The sequence below is a fragment of the Flavobacterium cryophilum genome, from assembly GCF_048286555.1.
In the GTDB taxonomy this organism is placed as follows: Bacteria; Bacteroidota; Bacteroidia; order Flavobacteriales; family Flavobacteriaceae; genus Flavobacterium.
In genome coordinates this window covers 325,245-346,061 of record NZ_JBLVPZ010000001.1, presented here as the reverse complement: position 1 = coordinate 346,061, position 20,817 = coordinate 325,245, and the positions used below count along the sequence as shown (strand labels likewise).

The 20,817-nt window shown below is 32.2% G+C and carries 19 protein-coding genes; 14 read left to right on the top strand and 5 right to left on the bottom strand.

Features of this window, described 5'->3' with window-relative positions; genetic code table 11:
- Positions 1 to 40 precede the first annotated feature (40 nt).
- On the bottom strand, positions 41 to 709 hold the full coding sequence (locus tag ACNQGJ_RS01605) for a head GIN domain-containing protein (RefSeq protein WP_417970735.1): 669 nt from the start codon (positions 707 to 709) through the stop codon (positions 41 to 43).
- Between the two features lie 5 nt (positions 710 to 714).
- Complete coding sequence (rnr, locus tag ACNQGJ_RS01600; RefSeq protein WP_417970737.1) at positions 715 to 2,904, bottom strand: ribonuclease R; 2,190 nt, start codon at positions 2,902 to 2,904, stop codon at positions 715 to 717.
- 118 nt (positions 2,905 to 3,022) lie between these two features.
- Here rnr and ACNQGJ_RS01595 point away from each other — a divergent pair, with 118 nt between their 5' ends.
- From ACNQGJ_RS01595 to ACNQGJ_RS01585, 3 genes are all read left to right on the top strand, one after another.
- On the top strand, positions 3,023 to 3,256 hold the full coding sequence (locus ACNQGJ_RS01595; RefSeq protein WP_417970739.1) for a DUF2007 domain-containing protein: 234 nt from the start codon (positions 3,023 to 3,025) through the stop codon (positions 3,254 to 3,256).
- Positions 3,257 to 4,089: 833 nt separating this feature from the next.
- Entirely contained in the window at positions 4,090 to 4,518 is a 429-nt protein-coding gene (gene rpiB / locus ACNQGJ_RS01590) for a ribose 5-phosphate isomerase B (protein WP_417970741.1), read from the top strand.
- A gap of 130 nt (positions 4,519 to 4,648) precedes the next feature.
- Positions 4,649 to 5,791, top strand: coding sequence for an ATP-binding protein (locus tag ACNQGJ_RS01585; RefSeq protein WP_417970743.1), 1,143 nt, complete (start codon positions 4,649 to 4,651; stop codon positions 5,789 to 5,791).
- Here the strand turns inward: ACNQGJ_RS01585 and ACNQGJ_RS01580 are convergent.
- Positions 5,770 to 6,039 (bottom strand): DUF1294 domain-containing protein, encoded by a 270-nt coding sequence (locus ACNQGJ_RS01580; RefSeq protein ID WP_417970745.1) that lies wholly within the window; start codon positions 6,037 to 6,039, stop codon positions 5,770 to 5,772. The two genes, ACNQGJ_RS01585 and ACNQGJ_RS01580, sit on opposite strands and share 22 nt — an antisense overlap.
- 64 nt (positions 6,040 to 6,103) lie before the next feature.
- Between ACNQGJ_RS01580 and ACNQGJ_RS01575 the strand changes: the two genes are divergently transcribed.
- Positions 6,104 to 8,227, top strand: coding sequence for a Tex family protein (locus tag ACNQGJ_RS01575; RefSeq protein ID WP_417970747.1), 2,124 nt, complete (start codon positions 6,104 to 6,106; stop codon positions 8,225 to 8,227).
- A 38-nt stretch (positions 8,228 to 8,265) separates the two neighbouring features.
- Here the strand turns inward: ACNQGJ_RS01575 and tatA are convergent, their stop codons facing one another.
- Positions 8,266 to 8,442, bottom strand: coding sequence for a twin-arginine translocase TatA/TatE family subunit (gene tatA / locus ACNQGJ_RS01570; protein ID WP_417970749.1), 177 nt, complete (start codon positions 8,440 to 8,442; stop codon positions 8,266 to 8,268).
- Between the two features lie 212 nt (positions 8,443 to 8,654).
- Between tatA and ACNQGJ_RS01565 the strand changes: the two genes are divergently transcribed.
- From ACNQGJ_RS01565 to ACNQGJ_RS01525, 9 genes are all read left to right on the top strand, one after another.
- A complete protein-coding gene (locus ACNQGJ_RS01565) occupies positions 8,655 to 9,170 on the top strand; it encodes a peptidase (protein ID WP_417970751.1) in 516 nt (171 codons plus the stop codon).
- A gap of 15 nt (positions 9,171 to 9,185) precedes the next feature.
- Positions 9,186 to 10,673 (top strand): GH3 auxin-responsive promoter family protein, encoded by a 1,488-nt coding sequence (locus tag ACNQGJ_RS01560; RefSeq protein ID WP_417970753.1) that lies wholly within the window; start codon positions 9,186 to 9,188, stop codon positions 10,671 to 10,673.
- An 8-nt stretch (positions 10,674 to 10,681) separates the two neighbouring features.
- Complete coding sequence (locus ACNQGJ_RS01555) at positions 10,682 to 11,554, top strand: carboxypeptidase-like regulatory domain-containing protein (protein ID WP_417980300.1); 873 nt, start codon at positions 10,682 to 10,684, stop codon at positions 11,552 to 11,554.
- A gap of 43 nt (positions 11,555 to 11,597) precedes the next feature.
- On the top strand, positions 11,598 to 13,277 hold the full coding sequence (locus ACNQGJ_RS01550) for a DUF6909 family protein (RefSeq protein WP_417970757.1): 1,680 nt from the start codon (positions 11,598 to 11,600) through the stop codon (positions 13,275 to 13,277).
- Positions 13,278 to 13,286: 9 nt separating this feature from the next.
- On the top strand, positions 13,287 to 14,273 hold the full coding sequence (locus ACNQGJ_RS01545; RefSeq protein ID WP_417970758.1) for a hypothetical protein: 987 nt from the start codon (positions 13,287 to 13,289) through the stop codon (positions 14,271 to 14,273).
- Positions 14,274 to 14,417: 144 nt separating this feature from the next.
- Positions 14,418 to 15,668 carry an MATE family efflux transporter gene (locus ACNQGJ_RS01540; RefSeq protein ID WP_417970760.1) on the top strand — a complete coding sequence of 417 codons (1,251 nt, stop codon included), beginning with the start codon at positions 14,418 to 14,420 and terminating at the stop codon, positions 15,666 to 15,668.
- Entirely contained in the window at positions 15,669 to 16,682 is a 1,014-nt protein-coding gene (locus ACNQGJ_RS01535) for a glycosyltransferase family 2 protein (RefSeq protein WP_417970762.1), read from the top strand. It abuts the gene before it with no gap.
- Between the two features lie 22 nt (positions 16,683 to 16,704).
- On the top strand, positions 16,705 to 17,775 hold the full coding sequence (locus ACNQGJ_RS01530; RefSeq protein ID WP_417970764.1) for a hypothetical protein: 1,071 nt from the start codon (positions 16,705 to 16,707) through the stop codon (positions 17,773 to 17,775).
- A gap of 130 nt (positions 17,776 to 17,905) precedes the next feature.
- On the top strand, positions 17,906 to 19,030 hold the full coding sequence (locus ACNQGJ_RS01525) for an O-antigen ligase family protein (RefSeq protein ID WP_417980298.1): 1,125 nt from the start codon (positions 17,906 to 17,908) through the stop codon (positions 19,028 to 19,030).
- 27 nt (positions 19,031 to 19,057) lie between these two features.
- Here ACNQGJ_RS01525 and ACNQGJ_RS01520 read toward each other — a convergent pair whose 3' ends face one another.
- Positions 19,058 to 19,444, bottom strand: coding sequence for a hypothetical protein (locus ACNQGJ_RS01520; RefSeq protein ID WP_417970768.1), 387 nt, complete (start codon positions 19,442 to 19,444; stop codon positions 19,058 to 19,060).
- Between the two features lie 226 nt (positions 19,445 to 19,670).
- On the opposite strand from ACNQGJ_RS01520, the gene ACNQGJ_RS01515 reads away from it, so the two are divergent.
- Positions 19,671 to 20,786 (top strand): glycosyltransferase, encoded by a 1,116-nt coding sequence (locus tag ACNQGJ_RS01515; RefSeq protein ID WP_417970770.1) that lies wholly within the window; start codon positions 19,671 to 19,673, stop codon positions 20,784 to 20,786.
- The last annotated feature ends 31 nt before the right edge of the window (positions 20,787 to 20,817 follow it).

Genomic DNA, 20,817 nt, shown 5'->3' with positions numbered 1-20,817 from the left:
AATAATCTAAATTTAATACCATAAAATCTAAACCAAAGTACTAATTTTTTTCTAAAATAGTACCGCCAATGAAAACTTCCGTATTAAGCTGTTTTGGTTTACCGTATACAAAAATAGAGCCTCCTGCTTTCACTTTGGCATCAACCAATGTAGTGGCATATATCTCAGATTTTCCTCCTGCAGCAACGCTTATCGTTGTTTGTTTTGTATGTAAATCAATTGCTTTGAGGATTCCGCCTGAAGTAATAACAACTTCCTGATTTGTAGCTGTACCAGAAATATCAATTATTCCACCTGCACTTGCTTTGACATTCACTTTATCAACATCTGTTTCTATGTTAATTTCCGCTCCAGATTTTGCATTCAACTCCAATAGTGTTTGTTTAAAAACAGTTTCGCTTGAAACATAACTTCCCTCGCTTGCGGCTATACTTGTAATATCTTTAAAATATAATTTAACTGTAATTGCATCACCTGATAATAATTGTGGAAATGGCATTCTGATTTTCAGTTCGCCATTTTTATTTACCGTTTCTACTTCATCAGCGCGCGCTCCGCTTATAACAATTTTGTTTTCTGAAGCTGCTATTAATTTTACATTAATTTTATCAAAAACTTTTACTTGATCAAAATCTCCTAAATTTCTATTTACCTGAGCATTTATTAATTGACTTAAAAATACTAAGGCAATAATCACTAAATTCTTCATTTTATTTATATAATTGGTTCTTCAACTCTTCTTAAAAAATTAAAATCCAGTTGTTTTTTAACTAAATCGGCATTTTTTACTTTAACGTAAATTTCATCTCCTAATTGTAATAATTTACCAGAAGTTGCGCCAGTTAATGCATATTGTTTTTCGTCAAAGGTGTAATAATCGTCTTTAATATCTCGGATTCTGCACATTCCTTCACATTTGTTCTCAATAATTTCAACATAAATTCCCCATTCAGTAACACCCGAAATTACGCCTAAAAATTCCTGATCCTGGTGATCTTGCATGTATTTTACCTGCATGTATTTAATAGAATCACGTTCCGCATTGGTCGCCAATCCTTCCATAGTGGACGAATGAACACATTTCGTTTCATACGTTTCTTCATCCACAGATTTTCCTCCGTCCAGATAATGCTGCAATAATCGGTGCACCATTACATCCGGATAACGACGAATTGGTGAGGTAAAATGCGAATAATACTCAAAAGCTAAACCATAATGTCCTATGTTATCCGTAGAATATTTGGCTTTACTCATACTTCTAATCGCAAGTGTATCAATTAAATTCTGCTCTTTTTTACCATTTACATCTTCCATTAATTTATTTAAAGCTTGTGAAATAGAACCTTGTTTAAAATCAATTTTATGTCCAAACTTGGCAATAACAGCTTGCATCGCAAAAAGTTTATCCTCATTTGGCTCATCGTGAATCCTGTAAATGAAGGTTTTCTTTTGTTTTCCAATGAATTCTGCTACTTTTTTATTCGCCAAAAGCATAAATTCTTCAATCAGATGATTCGCATCTTTAGAAACCTTAAAGTAAACTCCTTGCGGTTCACCCGCTTCATCTAAATTGAACTTGACTTCTACTTTATCAAAAGAAATGGCACCATCCGCCATGCGCCTTTTTCTGAAAATTTTAGCTAATTCGTCCATTTTAAGCGTAGCAGCGACAATTGCTGAAGAAACTTGATACGAACTTCCAGTTATTGAAATTTCTTCGGGAATAACGTCGTCCTTCGTTTCTATGATATATTGTGCTTCCTCGTACGAGAATCGTTGGTCGGAGTAAATTACTGTTCGTCCAAACCACTGATTAACTACTTGCGATGTTTCGGTGATTTCGAATATGGCCGAAAACGTATATTTTTCTTCATTTGGGCGTAAAGAACACGCAAAATTTGACAATACTTCCGGTAACATTGGTACTACTCGATCTACTAAATAAACCGAAGTCGCTCTTTGATACGCTTCATCGTCTAGGATTGTTCCTTCCTGAAGATAATACGAAACATCGGCAATGTGAATACCAATTTCATAATTGCCGTTTTCTAATTTTTTAAATGAAAGTGCATCATCAAAATCTTTGGCATCTTTTGGATCAATTGTAAACGTCAACGTATCTCGCATGTCGCGACGTTTGGCAATTTCCTCTTCTGCTATCGAGGTATCAATTTTTTGTGCAAACGTTTCTACTTCTATAGGAAACTCTGAGGGTAATCCGTATTCAGCCAAAATAGCGTGAATTTCAGTGTCGTGTTCTCCTGGTTTCCCTAAAACTTTTATTACGGAACCAAAAGGACTATCGGCTCTGGCCGGCCAATCTTCAATATGAACCAAAACAACGTCGCCTTGCTCCGCCTCCCCTATTTTATCCTTGGGAATAAAAATATCGGTATACATTTTTGGATTTGCGGTAGAAACGAAAGCAAAATTAGCTTGAATGTCAATAACACCAACAAAGTCGGTTTTATGTCTTTCAATTACTTCAATCACTTCACCTTCCGGTCTTTTACCTTTTCTTTGATTATAAACATACACTTTGACAATATCTTTATCTAAAGCATGGTTCAAATTATTGGTAGGAATAAAAACATCTTCTTCCATTTCAGGACAAACAAAATAAGCTGTTTTACGTCCTGTCATGTCAATTTTACCTTCGTAATAGTCTTTACTTATTGCTTTTACTAAATATTTCCCTGGTTCTGATTCGATAATCTTATTTTGAGAAGCCAAAATCTTTAAATCTTTGATAATTTGATTTCTGCTTTGCGTATCGTCCAACTCGAGCTTTGCTCCTATTTGTTTATAATTGAATGCTTTATTAGCACTTTGCGATAATATTTTTATTATTTTATCAGAGTAATCTTTCTCTTTTTTTATCGGCTTTCTTAATCTTTTACTCATATGTCTGTTCTTAAAAGGTTAAAATTACAAAATACTTAACTGTTTTTGGTATAGAAGTAGCAGTTTTAAAGAAAATATAACTTTAAAGAATAATTGTATCTTTATAAAAACAATTAAAATGGAAGACTTTCAAACAATTGCAATTTTTAATTATTCGCATGAAATTGTAGTGCTGAAGCATTTATTGGAACAAGAAAAAATTAATTATTATTTTGAAAACGAAACTTTAGTTTCCGTTGATCCATTTGGGAGTTTTGCATATGGTGGAATCAAACTTAAAATTCACATCAGCGATTTTGAAAAGGTACAAGGATTTTTAGACGACTTGAATAACAATCTAAAGATTGTTTAAAATAAATTAGATCTTTAAAATCTATTTTTGAAAGTTTAAATTTTTGAAAGTTGTCAACATATATTTAAATAAACAAAAAGAAAAATTAAATTTAAATTCTTTCTTGGTTGTTATTATAGTGTGTTGATAGTCGCAATAAATTTATTTTAAAATGTATTGAAATCAAGTTAAAAGATGTTATACGGACTTATCAACATAGTTTTTTTATAGTAAAGTGCTCGTTGTGAAGTATTTTCTAATTTTAGTTAACAACGGTTAATAATCTAAAATGAATTGAATTTGTAAATAAGTAGTTTTTAAAAATTTGTTGATAAACTATAATTTAATATTAATAACTATTCTAAAAATTCATCCAACTAAATTTGGATTTCTAATGTGGGTTTTGGATTACTTATTTTTTCGATACAACCCAAAAAAACTTCTAATATTCTATCTAAAGTTATGAACAGTATATGTTAATTTAAAGTTAACTGAATATCAAGCCATTGCATTTCGCTATTAACAATGTAAATTTTTAACATTTTAAATATAAATCTTGCGGTCATTTACAGTTAGTTACAGATGTGACAGCATTGTTAATAACTGCTAATGTATTGGTGTTATGATAATTATAAAATATAGTAGTAACGTTCCTTTTTTTGCCTCTATGTAAATAACTTAAATATTTTTTTAACACGAATTACACCAATTTTTAATTGCTTTTTTATAAGACAAGCATATTAATTTTTAGTACTATATTTCAATTGTAATAATCAATTTCAGGAACGAAATTAAAATTCTGTAAAACTAGATTACTTTAATTAAATTTGTACCACACAACTTATACCTATATTATGAAAATCTCCATAGGAAACGATCACGCAGGCCCGGATTATAAAAAGGCAATTGTTGAAATGCTTAAAGCAAAAGGACATGAGGTAACTAATTATGGAACCGATTCATCAGAGAGTGTTGATTACCCAGATTTTGGTCACCCCGTTGCTACAGATGTTAGTGAGGGAAAAGCTGATTTCGGAATCGTTATTTGCGGCAGCGGTAACGGAATTTCCATGACAGTGAATAAACAGTCTAAAGTGCGTGCGGCTTTATGCTGGATAAAAGAAATCGCAGTTTTGGCTCGCCAACACAATGATGCAAATATTATTAGTATTCCCGCTCGTTACACTTCAATTCCACAAGCAGTAGAAATGGTTGAAGCGTTCTTAAGTACTGAATTTGAAGGCGGAAGACATCAAACAAGAGTGGATAAAATTTCTTGTTAGAATTTTTATATTGACTAAATTTACATTAATTCAGTCAATACGTTGACTGAATTAATGTAAATTCAGTCAACACATTGACTGAATTACTATTTTTTGATTATATTTGGTTTAGGTTTCTAAATCAAATAGAATGGAAAATTATTTAAAAAGAGCACTATTTCAAGATTTTGGTAAAAAAGTACTTCCTAACAAAGTATTGATTTTACTGGGTGCTCGTCGTGTTGGAAAAACCGAACTACTAAAAAACTACCTTCAAACTATTCCTGACGGGACTTATTTACAATTGAATGGAGAAGATATCAATGACGCTAATTTACTTAAAGAACGTTCTGTAGCGAATTACAAGCGATTATTACTCAACATTGATTTATTGGTTATCGACGAAGCCCAAACGATTCCTGATATTGGACTTATTCTAAAACTAATTGTAGATTCTATTGAAGGAATCAAAATCATTGCGACAGGTTCTTCTATATTTGATTTAAACAATACTCTTGGCGAACCATTAGTGGGACGAAAAAACACCTTATTTCTTTTTCCATTGGCACAAATGGAATATTCCCAATACGAAAATTACAAACAAACTACAGAAAAATTAGAGGAGAGATTACTTTTTGGAAGTTATCCGGAACTGATTCAATATCCTGATTGGGAGAATAAGAAAGAGTATTTGTATGAAATCATCAATTCGTATTTACTGAAAGATATTTTAGTATTTGAAGGAATAAAACACGCCGATAAAATATATGATTTACTGCGTTTGATAGCCTATCAAGTAGGAAAAGAAGTTTCACTGCAGGAATTAGCAAATCAATTGCAAATGTCTAAAAATACAGTTGCTACTTATTTAGATTTACTTTCTAAAGTGTTTATTATCTTTAAAGTTGAAGGATTCAGTCGCAATCTTCGCAAGGAAATTGTGAAATCCAGTCATTGGTATTTTTATGACAATGGCATACGAAACGGCATTATCAATAATTTTAATCGATTAGATTCCAGGACAGATGTGGGCGATTTATGGGAAAATTACTTGGCAGTAGAACGCGTTAAAAAGCAAAATTACCTAAAAATAAAAACCAATAATTATTTCTGGCGTACTTATGATCAGCAAGAACTGGATTGGCTTGAAGAAAAAGGAGAAGAATTGGCGGGATTTGAGTTTAAGTGGAGTGAAACCAAAAAGGTCAAAATTCCCGCCGCTTTCGCAAAAGCGTATCCGGAAGCCACTTTTGAAGTTATAAGTAAGAATAATTATTTAGATTTTATAACATAGAAATAAATGATAAAAACCTGCAGCACACCAATTAAAAAAAACGTCCATAGAAAAGACATTTTTGACGTTTTGTGACGAAAAAAAAGCATCGCTAATCCAGCACCAATTGTTCCGCCAATTACACTTGTGAGCAATAAATTACGTTCAGAAATGCGCCATTTTTGTTGTACGGAGAGCCATTTATCTAGTCCTGTTATTGAAAAAGCAACCACGTTAATAAGGGTAAAATACCAGAATAAAAAAGACATAAATAAGGATTTTTGACTCAAAGATACTATTTTAGCAACATGACTTTGTAATCCTATATTTAAAATGACCAACATACAATATATCTCAAAATATGTTGCTACAGCAGCAATTAATATTCAAAACACAGTTCAATTACTACAGGAAGATTGTACCATTCCGTTCATTTCGCGGTATCGAAAAGATACAACCGGAAATCTGGACGAGGTTTTTATAGAGCAAATTGCCAAATTTCAAAAAGAGTATGGAATTATCGTAAAACGCAAAGAAGCAATTTTAAAATCGATTCAGGAACAAAATGCACTTAGTCCAGAATTAGCCAAAAAAATCCAGCAAAGTTTTGATTTGCAAGAATTGGAAGATTTTTATTTGCCTTTCAAAAAAAAGAAAAAAACAAAAACGGATGTTGCCCGTGAAAACGGATTAGAACCGTTGGCAAAAATCATCATGGCGCAAAATAATGATGATGTTGACTTAATATCCACAAAGTATTTGAATGAAAATACTAGTAATGAAGAAGCGGCGTTACAAGGAGCCAGAGATATTATTGCTGAATGGATCAATGAAAATATTTATGTTCGAAAGCAACTCCGAAGATTGTACGAACGCAAAGCCACCATTACCACCAAAGTAGTGAAAACAAAAAAGGATACTGAAGCGGCGCAGAAATTCAATCAGTATTTCGAATGGTCGGAACTATTGACTAAAGCACCTTCGCACCGATTATTAGCCATGCTTCGTGCTGAAAATGAAGGTTTTATTAAATTCAAGATTGAAGTTGATAGTAATGAAGCGTATGATATTATAGCTGCTTTAGTTTTAAAAAGTCAAAATAAAACAACGCCGCACGTACAACTAGCTATTCAAGACAGTTACAAACGATTGCTAAATCCGGCGATTTCCAACGAAGCTTTGCAAGAAGCCAAAGCGAAGGCTGATGCCAATTCTATTCAGGTTTTTGCGAACAATCTGGGTCAGTTATTATTGGCTCCGCCTTTGGGTGAAAAACGAATTTTGGCGATTGATCCCGGATTTAGAAGCGGATGTAAAATTGTTTGTTTGGACGAAAAAGGCGATTTGTTATACAATGAAACCATATATCCACATGCGCCTCAAAAAGAGGAAGCAATGGCAATGAAAAAAATCCGTTCGATGGTGAATTCCTATAAAATTGATGCGATTTCTATAGGAAATGGAACCGCTTCGCGCGAAACGGAATTTTTTATTAAGAAAATAGCTTTCGATAAACCGGTTCAAGTTTTTATCGTTTCTGAAGCTGGCGCATCCGTTTATTCCGCCTCAAAAATTGCCCGAGAAGAATTTCCTAATTACGATGTCACGGTTCGAGGCTCGGTTTCAATAGGGCGACGACTTTCAGATCCATTGGCGGAGTTAGTTAAAATTGATCCGAAAGCCATTGGCGTAGGCCAATACCAGCATGACGTGGATCAAAATAAGTTGAAAGAAGAATTAGACAATACGGTGATTCGTTGCGTGAACTCGGTCGGCGTAAATATCAACACGGCAAGTAAACATTTATTGAGTTATGTGAGTGGAATAGGAGAGAAGTTAGCCGAAAATATTGTACAATATCGCTCTGAAAATGGTCCATTTACAGATCGAAAACAACTCAAAAAAGTACCTCGTTTGGGCGAAAAAGCATATCAGCAGGGCGTTGCTTTTATCCGAATTTCAAATGCTAAAAACCCGTTAGATAATTCAGCGGTGCATCCTGAATCGTATGGAATTGTGGAGAAAATGGCCAAAGATTTGAAATTGGCGGTGCATGATTTAATTGCAAATAAAGAAAAAACGGCTTTAATAAAACCAGAAAATTACACTACACCAGAAATAGGTCTCTTGGGATTGAAAGATATTATAAAAGAACTCGAAAAGCCTGGATTAGATCCCAGAAAATCAGTCAAAGTATTTGAATTTGACCCCAATGTAAAAACGATCAAAAATGTAAAAACTGGAATGGTACTGCCTGGAATTGTAAATAACATTACCAATTTTGGTTGTTTTGTTGATATTGGTGTGAAGGAAAGTGGTTTAGTTCACATCTCACAACTTAAAGCAGGTTTTGTGAGCGATGTGAATGAAGTGGTGAAATTACACCAGCATGTTCAAGTCAAAGTCACTGAAGTGGACGAAGATAGAAAACGTATTCAGTTGAGTATGATTATTTAAAACAAAAAAAAATGCTTTTCAATCGAAAAGCATTTTTTTTATTTAATTTCTTCTTCTTCTTTTTTATCAGCTGGCTGACCGTCTTTGGATGCGTTTTTAAATTCTTTTAATCCGCTTCCTAAACCTTTCATTAATTCTGGGATTTTTTTACCTCCAAAAAGTAATAAAACAATCGCTAATATAACAAGGATTTCTGTAACACCAAATCTTCCCATGATTGAATAATTTATTGCCGAAGCAAATTTCTAATAAACCTTAAAGCAAAGGTATATAGAATTAGTGAACGGAAACTCTTTTTGTTGCATTAATTTGGTTTGAAAAGCGTTAAAAATTTATTAAAAATATATTTAAGAGGGGAATAGTTGACTAAGACAAGCAAATACAATCAATGACAATAATTGTTATATTTGTTCAATAATAAAAAAGTATGTCTAAAAAAAGGCTAAAACGGCGCAAAATCAAAGAAAAATTATTCAATAAATTACGTTTAATAATCCTAAACGAAGACACATTAGAAGAAACTTTTTCACTGAAACTTACCTTAATGAATGTTTTTGTGGTGGCAACTCTAGGAGCAATACTTATTACATTTGTCACTACTTTTATTATCGCTTTTACTCCTTTACGAGAATTCATACCCGGTTACTCTTCGTCAAAATTAAAAATGGATGCAATGGAACTGGCTTTAAAATCAGACTCTTTGTCAAGAGCTTTAAATAAAAACGAAGCTTATATCCAATCAATTCAAAAAGTGTTGACAGGAGAGTTAGACTATGCAAAATTCAATAAAGATTCAATACTATCGGCTGCGGATGAAGTGTCTAATCCAGCTGATTTATCGGCATCAAAACAGGAATTGGAATTGAGAGAACAAGTAGTGAAAGAGGAAAATCCCCACCCCAACCCTCCCCGAAGGGGAGGGAGTCGAAACTCAAAAAAGTAAAATATCAAGATAAAAATGTCAATAAAATCAAGTGTTGCAAAATTATTTGCAAAAAAAATATACCAGAAAACACAGCTTTGGGCTACTAATCCTATTGAAACGCAACAGAAGGTTTTACAAAAATTAATCAAAGAAGCGAAGAAAACGCAATTTGGGATTAATCATCATTTTGACCAAATAAAAACAGCAAAGGATTTTGCAAAACAAGTTCCTGTTCGGGATTATGAAGCGTTGAAACCTTATATTGATCAAGTGGTGAACGGTGCTGAAAACATCCTTTGGAAAGGAAAACCACTTTATTTTGCTAAGACTTCCGGAACTACTTCCGGAGCCAAATATATTCCGCTGACGAAAGAATCCATGCCTTTTCATATCGAGGCTGCTCGAAATGCAATTCTACATTACATTCACGAAACTGGAAAGGCTGATTTTGTTGATGGCAAAATGATTTTTTTGCAGGGAAGTCCAATGTTAGAGGAAAAAAATGGAATTAAATTAGGAAGATTGTCTGGAATTGTGGCGCATTTTGTTCCAAAATACCTTCAAAAAAACAGAATGCCTTCTTGGGAAACTAATTGTATCGAAGACTGGGAAACCAAAGTGAATGCCATTGTCGAGGAAACAATCAACGAGAACATGGCTGTGATTTCTGGAATTCCTTCCTGGGTACAAATGTATTTTGAGAAATTACATCAAAAAGGAGGGAAGCCTGTTGGGGAACTCTTCAAAAACTTCAATTTATTTATTTACGGTGGTGTAAATTATGAACCGTACCGCGCTAAATTTGAAAATTTGATAGGGCGAAAAGTAGACAGTATTGAGTTGTTTCCGGCTTCGGAAGGATTTTTTGCGTACCAGGATTCACAAAAGGAAAAAGGAATGTTACTGCTTTTGAACTCCGGAATTTTTTATGAATTTATAAAAAACGACGAATTTCATTCTGAAAACCCAAAACGATACACCATCGGCGAAGTGGAATTGGGCTTGAATTACGTTTTGATTATTTCTACCAATGCGGGGCTTTGGGGCTATAATATTGGCGATACCGTTCAATTTACCAGTTTAAAACCATACAGAATCATAGTATCTGGAAGAATCAAACATTATATTTCGGCTTTTGGAGAACATGTGATTGGTAAAGAAGTGGAAAGTGCCTTGCAGGAAGCAATTCTTGGAACGGATATCCGCATCAATGAATTCACGGTGGCGCCACAAATCACGCCAGTAGAAGGATTACCGTATCACGAATGGTTCATTGAATTTGAAAACGAACCGGAGGACAGTGTAATTTTTGCGGAAGCGTTAGACAATGCGATGCGAAAACAAAACATGTATTATGATGATTTGATTGTGGGGAAAGTGTTGCGTAAAGTGGTGGTTACCAAAGTAGCTAAAAATGGATTCCAAGATTATATGAAATCGATAGGCAAACTGGGCGGACAGAATAAAATCCCCAGGCTTTCCAATGACAGAAATATTGTGGATCAATTAGAAAATTTGTAAATTAGAAAATGAGAAAATTCACGATGTTGTTATTGTTAGTGAGTACTTGCATTTATTCACAAATTAAAGGGATTGTGCTTGATGAAAGTAAGAAACCCATTCCATATGTTAATATTTGGGTTGAAAATGAATATATCGGATCGACATCTGAGGAAAATGGTTCATTTTCTATTACGGTAGCAGATCAAAATAAGGTTTTGATTTTCTCCGCTTTGGGTTTTGAAACCAAGAAAGTTACAGTTGCGGGCGCAGAAAAAGTGGTTTTAAAAAGAATAACTTTTCAGTTGGATGAAGTGGTTATTTCTAAAAGTAGAGGCACTATAGAAATAGAGATTGGAAACTCTAAAAACATAAGTTCTTCACATTTATCAGGTAGAGAACCATGGATTTTTGCCAAACGATTTAATTATAATAATGATTTCTCAAGAACGCCATTTATTAAAAACGCTGTTATTTTTACAAAAAATGAAATAAAGAATGCCACTTTCAAATTAAGAATTTTTGGAGTAAATAAAGAAGGTAGCCCAGGTTTGGATTTATTAAACAAAGATATTATTGTAAAAGTTAAAAAAGGTAAAAGAGAAAATAAAATTGATTTAACTAATCATAACTTGCTTATTCCCAAAAACGGAATTTTTATAGCTTTTGAATCAATGATTATTGAAAGCAATAAGTTTAAATTCAAATATAAAGAAAGCAATTCAAAAAAAATAAAGGAGCAAGTAGCATATGCTCCTAATATTATTTGCAATACAGTAGATTTAGAAAATACGTTTGAATATAGAGGAGGAAAATGGATTCAAAGAAAAAAATCAATTAGCGAAAATGATTATAAAAATAAAGTAATAGAACCTGCAATTAATCTTACTTTAACAAATTAAAATATAAAAAAACTACATTTACGGGTTAGAAAATAATTAAAGAATGAAAGAAACAAAAAATATATCACGCTCCAGAGCACAAGAATCATCGGCAGCAATTGAAAAATTGTACATCACTATGCGTCATCTTTTCAATCGAGGATTTTATAAGCCAATGGGTGTTTCTGGAGATACATTGAGAGAAGCATTATTGGCATTAAGCCCAGAAATATATGGAAATATTGCAGATGAAAAAGTTGAATTAAATGGACTTTTGTATGTTATAGAGCGTCTTCCGGTAGGAATAGAAGAATGTAGATTCATCAATTTAACTTCGGAAGAAGGGTATTCAAAATCTCATTTTCAGGCGATTGTTCCGCCAAAAAGACGACGCAATTGTTACCGTATCGATGAGGAACAAATGAACGTGGAAATCACTCGCGGACGCTCGGATATTTATGATATTCTAACGCATTTGACGTTTATTTTTATTGAATCCCATAAAATTAGAAATAGAGTTTTACTCGATGACGCTGGTGAAGTATCCCGCGATTGGTTCAAACTGGAACAAGCAGTATCTCAAAAGAAAAAATTGACCCTTGTAGAAAAAGAAAAAGCCATTTCACATGCTGCGAATATTCTAGGAAGACCCTTTGAGGAAGTGTTGGATATTTATGACGCATTTGGTTCAGCCGCGGCGCCAGATCGATTTTTGCACGTTATTTTTTGGTTGGGGAAACTGGCAATTGAAGAAATTGTTGACGATAATAAGAGAACAATAACCTTTAGTCCTATTCTAAGAGAACGATTGGGGCATCACATTCACGGGGAAATTTGGGCTACTAACATCAAGGAGGTTTTGAAAGACAATCAACTTTTGGATCGTCCCATTCACGTAATTAGTGCCAATATGCACAGCGTGATGAACTCTATTTTTGCCACTGAGGTTTTAAAAACGAAGTTTAAAGACAAATCGGATTTCTTTATTTATGAGGAATTGAGCAAGTCTGGCGCTAATGAAGTTCGGAATCAAGTTTCGGTAGTTGCTTTAAAACACGGGATGATATCATTACCGGACACTTCAGGAACAAATATAGACGTGCAGATTTTTGACACTGCTAAAATTAATTGGTCCAAAACATCATTTCCAAAGGCAAATACCGGAGATAAAAAACCAGTGCTGATTGTTATGGACTATGCTTTTGGGGAGCAAGCGTACGAAACCATTGATGAGTTATTGAAACCGTATAAAAAAGCCACTTTGCTTAATGTAGAATCAGTTTCTATCATGGGAAAAGCTGGAATTTTGGAAGGAGGAAAAGGCGATATTATGATTCCAAATGCGCATATTAATGAAGGAACGGCGGATAATTATTTTTTTAAAAATGAATTGACTGCTGAAATGTTTGAAGGGAATGACATTGCAGTTTTTGCCGGCCCAATGGTTACTGTACTGGGAACTTCGTTGCAAAACAGAGAATTATTGAAGTTTTTCCATGAATCGACTTGGGGAGTTATTGGATTGGAAATGGAAGGTTCTTACTATCAAAAAGCCATTCAATCGGCCTCAAAAATCAGGAAGAGTGTACCTCATGATGTGAAAGTGAGATATGCGTATTATGCATCAGATAACCCTCTGGAAACAGGAAGTACATTAGCTTCAGGCGGACTTGGGACCACTGGTGTAAAACCTACGTACTTGATTACCATTAAAATATTGGAACAAATCTTCAACGTAAAATAAAAACATAGGATGAACAAAAACCAACCCGATAACCAAGAAGATCAGGAAATTGATTTAACACAAATTTCTAAAAAAATAATAAAATTATTTGAACGGATTAACACCTTTTTGTTCAGGTGTATTCAGTTTTTCGTGAAAAATGCGATTGTAATTGTGGTTTTACTGGTGCTTGGAGTGGGATTGGGATATTATTTAGATGCGACAAAAAAAACCTATGATCATCAAATTATAGTTAGTCCAAATTTTGGAAGTGCTGATTATTTATATTCAAAAATTGACTTAATTGAATCTAAAATACAAGAAGGCGACACCTTCTTTCTAAAAAACGTTTTAGGAATAAAAAAGCCAAAAGAAATAATTAAAATTGAGATTAAGCCCATTTCAGATGTTTATAAATTCATTGAAAATAAGACAGAAAACTTTGAATTAATCAAGTTAATGGCAGAGGGTGGCGATATAAAAAATATTCTCGAAGATAATTTAACGAGTAAGAATTACACTTTACATACGATAAGGTTCAAAACTAAAAAACAAACAGACACTACAGAAACGGTTCAACCTATATTAAATTATTTAAACAATACCGAGTATTATAAAAAAGTACAAAAAGAAGCGGTAAATAATATTCAAATAAAAATGATTCAAAATGACACCATCATTTCACAAATAAATGGTGTTCTGAATGGATTTTCTGATAGGGTAAATGGTTCTCAAAAAAGTGATAAGCTTGTGTATTACAATGAAAACACGCAGCTTAACGATGTTATTAAAACAAAAGAAACTTTAATTATTGAACAAGGAACTCATAGAGTAGAATTAGTTGGATTAGATAAAATTATAAAAGACAATAGTGCAACATTAAATATTGAAAATACAAACTCAGTGAATGGAAAGTTAAAAATGATTTTGCCTGTTTTATTTTTGCTTTTATTTATTTTGATTTATTTATTTTCAGGATTTTATAAAAATCAATTGCAAAAATCAAAAAGGATTTAATTGTTTCTTACTTTCGTTTTAAAAAAAACTACACCGAGGTTTAATTAATTCGACAAATACAAATTTCTGAAATTTTGAAAACAAATCAATATGGGTTGCATTAAAATAAAAAAAAATCCAGTTGTTTTACAGAGTTTAAAAACAATGTTCTTACGAATTATAGGTGTAAGTACCCTTTTCGGGTTTTCATTGTTTTTAACGCATAATTACGACCCAAAAATCATTGGTCAATTCGACTTTATAAGAGTGCTTTTATTAGTTTTAAGCAGCATCTGTGTTCTCGGTACGGATCAATCCATATTATATTTCACAGGCATTCTAAAAAGTAAAAAGGAAATCAAAAAATTAAAGGCGATTTATAAAAAGATTGTACTGCTTATTTTTATACTTTGTTTATTGGTATTGGTTGTTTTTAGTAACATTGGTCAAAACAATATTAATTTATTTTTTAACGATAAAAGCACTTATGTTTTGATGACCAAGGCAATTATTGCTTTGTTTTTTTATTCGATAACGTTGTTCAATACGGAAACAATTCGAGCATTAGACAAAATTTATATTGCTGAATTATTTAGAAATACATTCAAGTATGTGTCCGTAATTTTAGGAGCTATTGTTTTGTATTATTACCATCAGGAAAGTTATTTGGTAGATACTTTTTTGATAGGATTTGTTGCTCTGGCGATTGTATCCACAAGTATTGTTTTTCGACTTTTCAAAAAACAAAATGCGGACTCAATACTTTCAAATGATACGTCTTCATTTTCGTACTCCTTTATTGCTCACAAATCGTATCCCATGGCCGTAAGCAGTTTGGCTATTTTTTTGATGATGACTTTTGACATCGTGTTTTTGAAAAAATTTAAAGGCGATGAAACGGTTGCCTATTATGCCATTGCAATGAAGATCGTTTCTATTTTGTTTATGATTAATAATTCAGTGTATATTTCAGTTTCTTTAAAAATTGCGCAACAATTTACAGATAATAATATGGCTGCTCTTTTAAATACAATGAAACAAAGTTCCAGACTAATTTTTGTACTTACACTGCCTCTTGTTGCGGTGGTTTGTTTTTGTTCTGAAAGTATTTTATATTTTTTCGGACCTAATTATTTACAAGCCAAACAAGCGCTTTTAATATTAATGGCAGGTCACTTAATAGCTTCCCTATTTGGAATAACCACTATTTATTTGAACATGACGGGAAGACAGCGTATTTTTCAAATGGTATTAATTTTGGCAGTATTTCTTAATTTTATTCTTAATTTTATATTAATCCCAAAATATTCTCTTACCGGAGCGGCAATTGCTTTTGTGTCTAGTTTACTTTTTTGGAATATGGTTACCGCAATAATTATTTATAAAAAAGATAAACTATTAATTATTTTGCATTAAATGGAAAAGGTAAATGGAGACTTTCTTTTTAGCGTAATTGTACCCGTTTACAATGTTGAAGAGTATTTGAATCAATGTATAGATAGTATTTTAGAGCAATCATTTTCCAATTTTGAATTAATTTTAATTAATGACGGCTCGACGGATAGCTCATTAGCTATTTGTTCAAAGTACAATGAGAATGATGAAAGAGTTGTATTGATTAATAAAAAAAACGAAGGTTTATCCGCTTCTCGAAATCAAGGGCTGTTAGAATCGAAGGGCGAATATATAATATTTGTTGACAGCGATGATTTTTGGGTGGGACAAAATGCATTACAGGAGATTAATAACTTAATCAACAAAACGAATGTTGATATTATTATTCATGAAGAAAGTAGATATTTTTCTATAAATAGAATAGAATGTAAATACAATCAAAACAAATTAAAGCAAATTACGGGAAATTTTGAAGAGGATGCTTTAGATTTGGTTTATCATCATTTATATGCCGCAAGTGCGTGGAATAAAGTAATTAAAAAATCAATACTAATTGACTATGGCTTGTTTTTCACTTTAGATAAAATTGGTGAAGATATGGAATGGTGTGCTAAATTGATGAATCACCTGCATACCTATTGTATTTATCCTAAATCATTTTATATGTATAGGCAATTAAGGCCAGGTTCGATAGTATTTAATATTAACGAAAAGGTAGTTTTAGATATTTTTATGTCAGTAAAAAAAGGATTAATTGAAATTAAAAATAATAAAGACATACTGCAATTGGCAATAAAAAACTATTGGTCTTTTTATTATGTAGTTGTATTAATGCATCTTGATAAACTTTCCCCAACTAATAAAAAAGTTCTTATTAAGGATCTTGCTATTTGGAAAAATTTGATCTCTTCAGGAAGAAACCTCACAGTAAATAAAGTAAATAGATTTTATAAAATTTTACCGTTTTCAGTGTTACCACAATTTATGAATTTATATTTGAAGGTAAATTTATTATATAAAAAAACGAAATTGTGATTAAAATTGAAGGATCATTTATATGAAAACAAAAATTAAAAGAAACAAAGCGGTATTTATAGGGTTGTTTTTTGGTGTTTTAATTATAGCTTTATTGACACCTTTTATTTTGCCTGCAAGATATTTTAATGATACGGTAATAATAGTATTTGACAAACACCACGAAATCGGCTGGTTTGGCAGTTATCCATTTGCCATCATGTTTTACAAACTTACGGGACTGCGAAATCTTCCTTTTTTTGTCATTGCCCTTATTCAATTTCCTATAGTTACCTACATTTTATATAAAATTGGTGTGCCGTCAAACTTCCATAAGTTAAATGTAAAAAATGGTTTGGTGTATGTTGCTTTTCTTCTCACGGGAATATACATGTCTATGCCAACAAAGGAATTTATAACTTTTTTAATGTTTTGTACCATTCCTTTTATCTTTCAATCTGATAAAAAACCAAGATTTAAAATCATTTTGTCACTACTTTTAATTGCTTGTTTTTCGTTTTTCAGGCCCTATTATTTATTGCTTCCAATATTCGCAATAGCGATGTATGCAGTATCGTATATTAAATTTGAGAATAAAACCTTTTCAACTATTTTTTATGGTTTATTAATTGCCATTTTTCTATCACTGAGTCATGGCGTTATCAGGGGAGAGTATATTTCTAAACTAACAAGGGAAAATTATGTCATTAGTAACAGTAATAAAAACAATATAAATACGGCAATTGTATCGCCAATATCACAAGACACTTGGTACGGTGAAGCATTTGGTATTGTTTATGGTTTTATGGCGGTAAATGTGCCTATAGTTGAGGCAGTCAAGCATGTTTTGTCCCCGCAGGTACTTGCTTTTGTAATCTGGCAGTTATTGATTTTTTATATTTTAATTGTCAGGTTTTCGAGATGTTTAAAAAACAGAAAACAATATCAATTTGAGTTGTGGACTTTATTAATTTTGTTTGCTTATTTTATCGTTCAAGGTATATTTGAACCGGATTTAGGCACTTCCATTCGACATAAAATAGGCCTTTTTCCTTTAATATATTTTGCATTGTACTATGAAAATTTCAGAAAAGACATTCAACAAAGTATTTAATTTATTATTATTTTTAATTTCTATCACGTTGATTTTCAGAAAGCTGTGTACTGTTTTTTTGATAGTTTTTGTAGTTTTCAATTTGTTGTTTGTAAAAAAAATCAAGATATCAAAAAGCCAACTACCAATTGTGTTGGTAATAGCAGCACCGTTTTTGATGGAAATGCTGTTTTTTGGAACGAATGATTCGTATGCTCTCGGTTTAAAATCACTCGAAAAAAGTCTATCATTACTTTTCCTTCCAATATTTATAATTGGAAATTATCAGCGAATTCTATTTTTTAAAATTTTGAAAGCCTATTGCATTGGTACAACACTTATTATGGCATTCTTTTTTGTTCGTTTTATAGTGTTGTATCCCGAGCATTTTTTTAAATATCTCAATGGAATTCATCTTTGGGAAATGGGTTATGTGTTTTCTGAAAGTATTGGTATTCATGCGCCTGCTCTCAATATGCACTTGGCTTTTGTAGCATTTTCTAATCTTTATTTTTTGCTTAAAACTTCAAAAACAAATTATAATAAATGGCGTAAAATAGGAGATTTATTGTTTTTTATCAGCTCTTTCTTTTTTGTCTTGTACGTGAATACCAGAATGGCATTAGTAGCCACTTTAGTTGGATTTATAACAGTGGGTTGTTTCCAAATTTCCAAAAGATATAGTCCTACAATTATCTTCAAAAGAGCAATTATTATACTGCTTTTAATAGGTTCCGTTTTATTTTTATTTATCCAAAAGAATCCTTTTATGAAAGAAAAGTATTCGACTCAGATTTTTGCGAATATGGATAAAGTCGGAAAATTAGACGCGATAGATCATCCGGAAATCGCCGTTTACAGTTCCTTTGTAACCCGAGTATCAATTTGGAAATCAGCTTGGGAATTGTCCTTAAAAAACCTTCCTTTTGGAGTGGGAGCTTCGGATGGAAAGATCGAATTAGTCAAGTATTTTAAAGAAACGAATCAAGTATTTCTGGCAAAATATGAGTTCCCAACACACAATCAATTTTTAGATTATTTATTGAAATTTGGAATATTGGGACCAATTGCAGCCTTATTTTATATTGGATTTATTGCTTACGTAGGAGTTAAGACAAAAAATGCAGTTGTAATTTCATTCTTTTTCTTGTTTTTCACTTCAAACCTTACCGATGATTTCCTCCTTCGTTTTGACGGAATTGTTTTCAGCGGGCTATGGATTTCTATATTCGCCAGTTATTGGCTTCAGCAAAAAAACAAGCAGATTGCGGCATAATATTCTTTGGAATGACAAACAAACCGCTTAGTTAGCGGTTTTAATTTCATCTTTTCTAAATTCTAAATGAGGGTAAATTTCTCCAACTTCTGAAAATTGTTGCAGTGTTTCGATTGGTACATTTTTTACAACATAATCTTTACCGGCAGGAAGCGATTTGATATAATCATCGGTCGCAGCCACAGAGTTCGTTCTCCAGCGGGCGCCTTCCTTAATTAGGTACCATTGCCCAGTTGAAGCGTGAACTATTTTTCCTTCGTATCGATCAAAGTCAGTTAGCTCAACTTTTACTTCGTTAGATTCCTTAGGCGCAACCTCTTCAATGGCATCTTGCTGTGTCATTTCCTCTTTCTTGTTTCCACAAGACAATGAAAATAAGGCAACAAGAGTCGCAATCATAAACTGTTTTTTCATTTGTATTTATTTTAAAGTATAGAAATCTAAATTTTTGTAAAAATCGGTATTTTTTTATGTAAAGAAACGTAATAGTAGTTATTTATAGTAGAAATATTTTTAAAATAGGTATTGATACGATAATATAAAGTAATACTTTGGAATCATTAAATTTGTGATACATTTACTTTTAATACGAAGTGCGGGAGGAATAACGAATGATTATTATTCTTTTACATCATACAAAATGACAAAAAAAAAGATAGTTCATTTATTACATGCGATCGGTGGAGTGGATGTGTATCTGCGACTCGTTTTAGAGAACATGAATACTACTTCATTTGAAAACATTGTTATTCATGGAACTAAAGATACGAATAAACCTTTTTTTGATAAAAACGGGAACAAAGTAAAAGAATATAACGTTTCTATTTTTAGAGATATTTCAATAGTAAATGATACTAAATCGTTATTTCAAACGTATAAAATTCTAAGAAAAGAAAAACCAAATCTAATTCATGCTCACAGCGCTAAAGGGGGCATAATAGGCCGGATTGCGGGAAAAATATTGGGTATAAAAGTACTTTATACGCCACATGCTTTTTCCTATTTAAGTACGCAAAACCGTCTGAAAAGAAGTTTTTTTTTGACTATTGAAAAGCTTCTTTCCAATGGAAATAGTATACTTCTTGCCACATCTGAGTCCGAGAAAAAACGTGCCATAGAAACCGTTGGTTATAAACCAGAAAATGTGCTAGTTTTCAACAATTGTATTGAACCAATCACTAAAATACAACCCTTATCCATTCCTAAAACGTGGCCTGAACAGTACATTTGTACAGTTGGTCGACCCTCGTATCAAAAAAATATTGAACAAATGATACAAGTGTTGCACGAAGTGAAAAAAGAAGTGAAAATTCATTTAATCGTCATGGGTGTTGGTCCGGTATCAGGTCAGCTAGAATCCGTTAAAAATTTGATGAAGGAATTGGACATGAGTACTGACGTAACGCTTTTAAATTGGACAGAAAGAACCGATGTTTTTAATATAATTAATCACTCTAAATTCTATCTTTCAACTTCCAGATATGAAGGAATGCCCTATTCTATTATTGAAAGCATAGCATTATCTAAAGCTTGCGTAGTTTCCAACTGCGATGGGAATAAAGATCTAATAACTGATAATTATAATGGATTTGTTGTTGATAATGATGATATAAAGGGTTTTAAAAGTAAAATTTTGAACTTATTGAAAGATGAAGAATTATTAGATACCCTATCAAAAAATGCTTTTGATTCGTATTCTGAAAACTATAATATCAAAAAAAACATTTCGGAACTGGAATCTATATATTTGAGATAGCAGCTACTGAATTAAAATTGAAAAAAAAATA

Bases quoted from the DNA above. Each gene is read 5' to 3' on its own strand.
- ACNQGJ_RS01605 (WP_417970735.1), bottom strand. From the start codon at position 709: ATGAAGAATTTAGTGATTATTGCCTTAGTATTTTTAAGTCAATTAATA.
- rnr (WP_417970737.1), bottom strand. From the start codon at position 2,904: ATGAGTAAAAGATTAAGAAAGCCGATAAAAAAAGAGAAAGATTACTCT.
- ACNQGJ_RS01595 (WP_417970739.1), top strand. From the start codon at position 3,023: ATGGAAGACTTTCAAACAATTGCAATTTTTAATTATTCGCATGAAATT.
- rpiB (WP_417970741.1), top strand. From the start codon at position 4,090: ATGAAAATCTCCATAGGAAACGATCACGCAGGCCCGGATTATAAAAAG.
- ACNQGJ_RS01585 (WP_417970743.1), top strand. From the start codon at position 4,649: ATGGAAAATTATTTAAAAAGAGCACTATTTCAAGATTTTGGTAAAAAA.
- ACNQGJ_RS01580 (WP_417970745.1), bottom strand. From the start codon at position 6,039: ATGTCTTTTTTATTCTGGTATTTTACCCTTATTAACGTGGTTGCTTTT.
- ACNQGJ_RS01575 (WP_417970747.1), top strand. From the start codon at position 6,104: ATGACCAACATACAATATATCTCAAAATATGTTGCTACAGCAGCAATT.
- tatA (WP_417970749.1), bottom strand. From the start codon at position 8,442: ATGGGAAGATTTGGTGTTACAGAAATCCTTGTTATATTAGCGATTGTT.
- ACNQGJ_RS01565 (WP_417970751.1), top strand. From the start codon at position 8,655: ATGTCTAAAAAAAGGCTAAAACGGCGCAAAATCAAAGAAAAATTATTC.
- ACNQGJ_RS01560 (WP_417970753.1), top strand. From the start codon at position 9,186: ATGTCAATAAAATCAAGTGTTGCAAAATTATTTGCAAAAAAAATATAC.
- ACNQGJ_RS01555 (WP_417980300.1), top strand. From the start codon at position 10,682: ATGAGAAAATTCACGATGTTGTTATTGTTAGTGAGTACTTGCATTTAT.
- ACNQGJ_RS01550 (WP_417970757.1), top strand. From the start codon at position 11,598: ATGAAAGAAACAAAAAATATATCACGCTCCAGAGCACAAGAATCATCG.
- ACNQGJ_RS01545 (WP_417970758.1), top strand. From the start codon at position 13,287: ATGAACAAAAACCAACCCGATAACCAAGAAGATCAGGAAATTGATTTA.
- ACNQGJ_RS01540 (WP_417970760.1), top strand. From the start codon at position 14,418: ATGTTCTTACGAATTATAGGTGTAAGTACCCTTTTCGGGTTTTCATTG.
- ACNQGJ_RS01535 (WP_417970762.1), top strand. From the start codon at position 15,669: ATGGAAAAGGTAAATGGAGACTTTCTTTTTAGCGTAATTGTACCCGTT.
- ACNQGJ_RS01530 (WP_417970764.1), top strand. From the start codon at position 16,705: ATGAAAACAAAAATTAAAAGAAACAAAGCGGTATTTATAGGGTTGTTT.
- ACNQGJ_RS01520 (WP_417970768.1), bottom strand. From the start codon at position 19,444: ATGAAAAAACAGTTTATGATTGCGACTCTTGTTGCCTTATTTTCATTG.
- ACNQGJ_RS01515 (WP_417970770.1), top strand. From the start codon at position 19,671: ATGACAAAAAAAAAGATAGTTCATTTATTACATGCGATCGGTGGAGTG.